Below are 6,016 nucleotides of genomic sequence, written 5' to 3' on the forward strand. Positions count from 1 at the left end.
TGGATCTGCTTGGTCTCGAAGCTCCAGCCGGCGGCGGGATCGGTTGCGGGGGTTTCGCTCATGGGTTGCTGCTCCGTCTTTCGTTCGACAATCGTCTCGAGGTGACGTGACGGTTCCCGCGCGGGACTCGACACGGGGAACGCCACGTCGGATGCACAATCGGGATGCCCGATACGGGCGAGGTCCGGGTGCGGCCGGTCAGGCGGCCGGACACCCGCAGATACACATGCGCACGGCCCGGCAGCGGGCGGAAGGCCCCGGCATTGCCTGCATTCGTGTCCGGCTCACGCGCCCGACACTATCTGTTGTGCGGGGCGCCGACCAGCGCTCCCCGGAATTCACGCGATCTCGACCACGGTCCGCACCGGGGTGGGGTTGCGCGTCAGATCGAGGACGGGGCAGTGGGCGTCCACCGCTTCCTGCAGTTCGAGGTAGCGTTCGCGCGGCTCCGGTCCCGACAGCGTGACGGCGACCCGCACCTCCCCGAATCCGGGGCGGACGTCGTCGAAGCCGAAGAACCCGCGCACGTCCAGATCGCCCTCGGCGCGCGCCGAGATGTCGTCGACGCGGATCCCGAGCCGCTCCGCCCAGACGCGGTAGGTCACCACCTGGCAGGACAGCAGCGAGGCGAGGTAGTACTCGACGGGGTTCGGCGCGGTGTTCTCCCCGCCCAGGGCCGGCGGTTCGTCGACCTCGACGCTGAACCTGCCGAGGGCGACGGTGCTGGCGACGGCGTCGTGCCCGTGCGCTTCGGCGCGGAAGACGGCGTGAGCCCGGGTGGGGTCGTCGGCGATCGCCTCACGATTCGTGTCGACGACGGCGCGCAGGTGGGTGGACGGAGCAGTGGTCATGAATGTGCTTCCTCGACAGTCGGTTCGGGGGAGAGACGGGCCTACGGGCACGGACACGTGGACGTCGCCGTGCGGGCGAAGTCGATGTGGCGGCGACGGGTCAGCAGGAGCACGGCGCAGACCGTAACCAATTCCCGACCGGAAAGCTAGGGATAGGTGCGTGTGTTCCGCGGCTCAGTGGGGGCACCCGGCGGGCGTCAGTTCGGCCAGCCGGGCGATCACGTCCCGGGCGGTGCCGCCGGCCGAGAGCACCTGCCGCTGCCGGACGGCCCCGTTGCCGCACGCCAGCACGGTGTGCAGGCCCTCGCGGGCGTGCTGGTAGCTGTCGAGGTCCTCGAGGGCCGGCCGGACGTGCTCGATCATCGCCCGGAGCAGGTGCGCGGTCGGGCGACGGGCGGTCGACGGAAGGTCGATGCCGTCACCGGGCAGCCCGTCGTGCGCCGCGCGCCAGTACGCGGCCCGCAGCACTTCGGAGGAGAACGGCTCGGCGATGCGGCCGGCATCGAGGGCACGCAGAGCGGTGAGCACCAGAGCGCGGACGAGGACGGCCACGAGGACCGTCTCGGCGACGGTCGAGGGGACATCGCACACCCGCACCTCGACGGTGGGGAAATTGGTCGACGGGCGGACGTCCCAGTAGACCATCGCCTTGTCGAGGATGCTGCCGCACTCCAGCATCGCCGCGACGGTGCGGTCGTACTCCTCGAGGGACGAGAAGTACGGTGGCGGACCGGCGCTCGGCCAGCGCGACCACAGGATCGAGCGCCAGCTCGCGTACCCGGTGTCGACGCCGCGGTGGATCGGGGAGTTGGCCGACAGCGCCAGCAGGGACGGCAGCCACGGCCGGAGATGATTGCTCACCTGCACGGCGGTGGCGCGATCCGGCACGGCCACGTGCACGTGACAGCCGCAGATGCCCTGTTCCCGGGCCAGCATGCCGAAGACGCGTTCCATGCGCAGGTAGCGCGGCTTCGCCGTGACCGGCAGCTCGCGCGACCCGACGACCGGGACACCGACCGCCACCAGCCGGGAGCCGCAGCGGCGGGCGGCCTCGGCGACCAGGGACCGCCGGGTGGACAGGTCGGTGTACAGCTCGAGGGCGTCGTGGCACACGTCCGACGCCGTTTCGACCTGACACCGGTCCAGCTCGTACTGCAGTTCCACGCCGAGGTCGCGGGCCTGCGCGACGACCTCGGAGTTGTTGACGGCGGGTTCCCCGGTTTCCGCGTCGACGAGGAGGAACTCCTCCTCGACCCCCACCGTGGGGAGGTCGGACGATGTGGCCATGGTGCTCCCGGCGGGACTCGCGGTTCGTACCTGAATTCTGCGCCGCCGGTGACGGTGCTGCAGCACTTGCACGAATCCGGGTTTGCCGATCGGCGTGCGTCGCCGCCCGCACAGTACGGCCCTCCCCGGCTCCGCGGGCGACGAACGCGCACAGGACCGGTGCCTCGGCCGGAGCGGAGAATCCCGTCGACAGCGCCCCGGCCGGCGGTCCGGCCGAGTAGGGTCGATTCCCGGACCGTGGGAGGCGTAGTGAACGAATCGACACCGGTTCCCGGAGGGGCGTGGCCGACTCTGCGGACGGCCGACTGGGCCGCGACCCGGGACACCCTGCACATGTGGCTGCAGATCGTCGGCAAGATCCGGCTGGCCCACGCGCCGATGGTCAACCACTGGTGGCAGGCGACGCTGTATGTCACTCCACGCGGGCTGGGCACCTCGTCGATCCCCTACCGGCACGCCGCCTTCGACGTCGAGTTCGACTTCTGCGAGCACCGCCTGCACATCCGCTCGAGCGACGGCGGCAGCCGTTTCGTCCCGCTCACCGCACAATCGGTGGCGGACTTCTACTCCCGCACTCTGGGCGCCCTGGACGAGTTGGGCATCGCCACGCGAATCCAGGGCACCCCCAACGAGGTGGATCCGGCGATCCCGTTCGCGCAGGACCGCGAGCACAACACGTACGACCCCGATGCGGCCCACCTCTTCTGGCGGCAACTGCTACACGCCGACCGCATCCTCCACGAGTTCCGAGGGGACTTCCTCGGCAAGGTCAGTCCGGTGCACTTCTTCTGGGGCGCGATGGATCTCGCCTGTACCCGCTTCTCCGGACGCACCGCGCCACCGCACCCCGGAGGAATCCCCAACTGTGCCGACTGGGTGATGACCGAGGCGTACTCGCACGAGCTCAGCAGCTGCGGATTCTGGCCCGGCGGTGCGGACGAAGGGGCCTTCTATTCCTACGCCTACCCCGCACCGGAGGGCTTCGCCGCGCATCCGGTGCGCCCGGACGCCGCCTACTACTCCGCCGAGCTGGGTGAGTTCCTGTTGCCGTACGAGGCGGTGCGGACCGCCGCCGACCCCGACGCGGAACTGCTGCGGTTCCTGCGCAGCACCTATGAGGCAGCCGCCGAGCTCGGCCACTGGGATCGGGCCTACCTCGAGCGTCGACCGCAGTGAGCACGTTCGACGAATCCGGGCGGCCCGACGGCCGGGCGGGGTCGCGCGAGACCCCACGAGCTCGCGCGACCTCCGAGTCGGCGGCTCAGAGGAGATGGACCTTCTTGTAGAGGATCTTCGACGGACCGCCGATCAGGCCGACGCTGTCGAGGAACGTCATCAGCTTGGCGCCGGACTTGCGCACGCGGTCGTGGTAGTGGGTGTTGTTCCGGGCCTCGGCGATTGCCCGGTCGCGGTCGACGCCCGCGTTGCTGTACACGTCGGGGTGGATCATGCTCTTGACCACGAAGTACACGGTCACGGCGGTGTTGATGCGCTCGAACTGTAGGCGGGTGCGGCTCGCGCCGGCCAGGCGGCGCGCGACCTCCTCGCGGGCGAACCGGATGTGCCGGGCCTCCTCGAGAACGTGGATCTTGCTGACCGTGCGCGTGACCGGCTGGACGCGTTCGTCGCGCATGAAGTCGCGCTGCATCATGTCCAGGATCTCCTCGGCGGCCATGACGCTCGCGTAGGCGTTGGCGCCCCGGAAGAATCCGCCCCACAGCTGGCCGAGGCGGTGGATGTAGCGGGCGGGACCGTAGTCCGGCATGCCGAGGCGCTCGCCGGCGCGGCCGAACATGACGGAGTGACGGCATTCGTCGGCGACCTCGGTGAGGGCGAACTGGACGTGTCGGGAGTGCTTGTCGCGGTTGTAGACGTCGCGCAGCAGCATCTGCATGAGCAGGATCTCGAACCACAGACCCACGCTCGAGACGCTCGCGGCCTCGTGCTTGGTCAGCTCGATGCGCTGTTCCTCGGTCATCTCGTCCCACAGCGCGGTGCCGTACAGCGTGCTCCACTCGGGGGTCATTCCGTACTTGTCGGCGGGGACGGGGGCCTCCCAGTCGACCTCGACCGTCGGGTCGTAGGACTTGCGGGCCGACGAGGCGAGCAGGCGCTGCGCCGTCTCCTCGCGGTCGGAGAGCGGGACGCCGGGGACGAAGCCCGTGCTCTCGGCTTCCGACGGGCGGGTGAGCGATGCGGTCATGTCTCCACCTTTTTAGTGTGACGACTGGTAACTGTTAATCCGAGGTTACCTCGACGGCCGCCGTCGCACAACGGTGACTTCCGGCCCGGGCCACCACGCGCACGGCACCGCGCCCGCCAGCACGGGCCGCGACGCATGCGGGCGGATCGTCGACGACGTGCCCGCCGCGAACCCGTCGGGCACGGGCACCGCTCAGTCCTGAGGCGGACGCAGCACCGACGGCCGCAGCCGGTGGAAGTCCTTGACCCGCAGCGCGCGCAGGGGACGCAGCCGGAAACGGTCGTCGCCGTCGAGCACGCCGGCGAGGGTCGAATCGACCAGCACCGTTCCCGGCCGCGCGGCACCGGTCAGCCGCGCCGCGATGTTGACCGCCGACCCGAACACGTCCCCGAACCGGGCCAGCACCGGCCCCTGCGCCATACCCACCCGGAGATCCGGGGCGTCGGGACGGGAGCCGGACGACTCCTGCAGCGCCAGCGCGATCCGTGCGGCGTCCGCCGGATCCTCGGCGGCGAACATCACCTCGTCGCCCACGGTCTTGATCACCCAGCCGCCGCCCTGGGTCACGATCCCCGTCGCGGTCGACTCGAAGTCCTCGAGCAGGTCGTTGAGCTCGTCGGCGTCGATCCGGCGGGTCAGGCGCGTGTACCCCACCATGTCGGCGAAGCCGACGACCAGGACCCGGCCGGCCGACTCGCCCCCGGCCCGCACCACGTTGCGTCCCGTCGTTGCCGCCAGGTGCCGGCGCCACACGTACAGCTGCAAGGTCTCGGTCAGGGGCAGGACCCGTTGCAGCAGTTCGTCGACGAACGACCGGATCTCCCGCTCGGAGGGGGTGGTCCCGGTGTACTCGGTCTCGAGCCGATCGAGGATGTGGGTGTTCATCAGGGCCACCTCCCACTCGGCCAGCCGCGACATGGACTGTCCCAGCGACCGCGCGGCCGCCAGTTCCAGGTCGGGGTGCAGGGCGCCGCTCGCCACGATCGCGTCGATGTTCCGCAGCGCCGCGACGTCACCGTCCGTGAAGGTCCGCGCGTCCGGGTCCGGATCCACGGTGAATCCGAGCGCCTGCCAGAGCCGTTGGGCGCGTTCGAAGTCCACCCCGGCCAGGTCGGCGCTCTCCCGCTGGGTGTAGCGACGCTCGCCGCCGAGCAGGGTCCGCTCGAGTTCGGCCTGCACGGCCTGCAGGAGCTCGGGCTCGAGCTCCGGTTGCTCCGACGCGCTCACGTCGCTCCTTCCCGGCCGCCGAACGTGACCGGCCGACCCAGCATGGCCCACCTCGGTTCGGGCGCGCAACGAATCCGCGAGAGTGTCGCACCTGTGTGCGACAGTGATCGCGCCTCCTGCACCACCCAGCCCGAAAGGACGTGGCATGCCGCCCCGCAGACGAGCCGGCACAACCGGCCCGGATCATCTCACCGACGAGCAGCTCGCCGAGCTGTCCACCGCCGTCGCGGACGGTCGCCGCGCCACCGTCTATCTCATCGAGGGCATTACGAGCCTGGGCATCGCCCCGGGCGCGTCGGCCCGGGCGGTGTCGGTGGCGGGCCGCACGGTCACCGTCCGTCCCAAGGGCGTCGACGACGAGCTGCCCTTCGAGGCCGAGGAGCTGCGTCTGACGAAGGAGCCGTCGAAGCCGGTCCGCAAGGCCGCGGATCGATCGACCCCGCGCCCC

5 protein-coding genes and 1 pseudogene are annotated in these 6,016 nt (G+C 70.6%); 2 read left to right on the top strand and 4 right to left on the bottom strand.

Annotated elements, in window-relative coordinates; all coding sequences use genetic code 11:
* Positions 1-338: 338 nt before the first annotated feature.
* Both CQZ88_RS27340 and CQZ88_RS27345 read right to left on the bottom strand, forming a co-directional pair.
* The gene (locus tag CQZ88_RS27340; RefSeq protein ID WP_006930353.1) at positions 339-851 is read right to left on the bottom strand and encodes an OsmC family protein; all 513 of its coding nucleotides are present in this window, start codon (positions 849-851) and stop codon (positions 339-341) included.
* Between the two features lie 174 nt (positions 852-1,025).
* The gene (locus CQZ88_RS27345) at positions 1,026-2,138 is read right to left on the bottom strand and encodes a glutamate--cysteine ligase (RefSeq protein WP_043802883.1); all 1,113 of its coding nucleotides are present in this window, start codon (positions 2,136-2,138) and stop codon (positions 1,026-1,028) included.
* A gap of 249 nt (positions 2,139-2,387) precedes the next feature.
* Between CQZ88_RS27345 and CQZ88_RS27350 the strand changes: the two genes are divergently transcribed.
* Positions 2,388-3,314: a DUF5996 family protein gene (locus CQZ88_RS27350; protein ID WP_006930350.1), complete on the top strand. Its 927-nt coding sequence runs from the start codon at positions 2,388-2,390 to the stop codon at positions 3,312-3,314.
* A gap of 85 nt (positions 3,315-3,399) precedes the next feature.
* Here CQZ88_RS27350 and CQZ88_RS27355 read toward each other — a convergent pair whose 3' ends face one another.
* Together CQZ88_RS27355 and CQZ88_RS27360 are read right to left on the bottom strand one after the other, a co-directional pair.
* Positions 3,400-4,341, bottom strand: coding sequence for a diiron oxygenase (locus tag CQZ88_RS27355; protein ID WP_102800582.1), 942 nt, complete (start codon positions 4,339-4,341; stop codon positions 3,400-3,402).
* A gap of 192 nt (positions 4,342-4,533) precedes the next feature.
* A complete protein-coding gene (locus tag CQZ88_RS27360) occupies positions 4,534-5,568 on the bottom strand; it encodes an adenylate/guanylate cyclase domain-containing protein (protein WP_006930347.1) in 1,035 nt (344 codons plus the stop codon).
* Between the two features lie 145 nt (positions 5,569-5,713).
* Between CQZ88_RS27360 and CQZ88_RS31995 the strand changes: the two are divergent.
* Positions 5,714-6,016, top strand: a pseudogene (locus tag CQZ88_RS31995) (translation initiation factor); the annotation flags it as partial.

The organism is Rhodococcus sp. ENV425, from assembly GCF_002887785.1.
Lineage (GTDB): Bacteria > Actinomycetota > Actinomycetes > Mycobacteriales > Mycobacteriaceae > Rhodococcus > Rhodococcus aetherivorans.

Bases quoted from the DNA above. Each gene is read 5' to 3' on its own strand.
- CQZ88_RS27345 (WP_043802883.1), bottom strand. From the start codon at position 2,138: ATGGCCACATCGTCCGACCTCCCCACGGTGGGGGTCGAGGAGGAGTTC.
- CQZ88_RS27340 (WP_006930353.1), bottom strand. From the start codon at position 851: ATGACCACTGCTCCGTCCACCCACCTGCGCGCCGTCGTCGACACGAAT.
- CQZ88_RS27355 (WP_102800582.1), bottom strand. From the start codon at position 4,341: ATGACCGCATCGCTCACCCGCCCGTCGGAAGCCGAGAGCACGGGCTTC.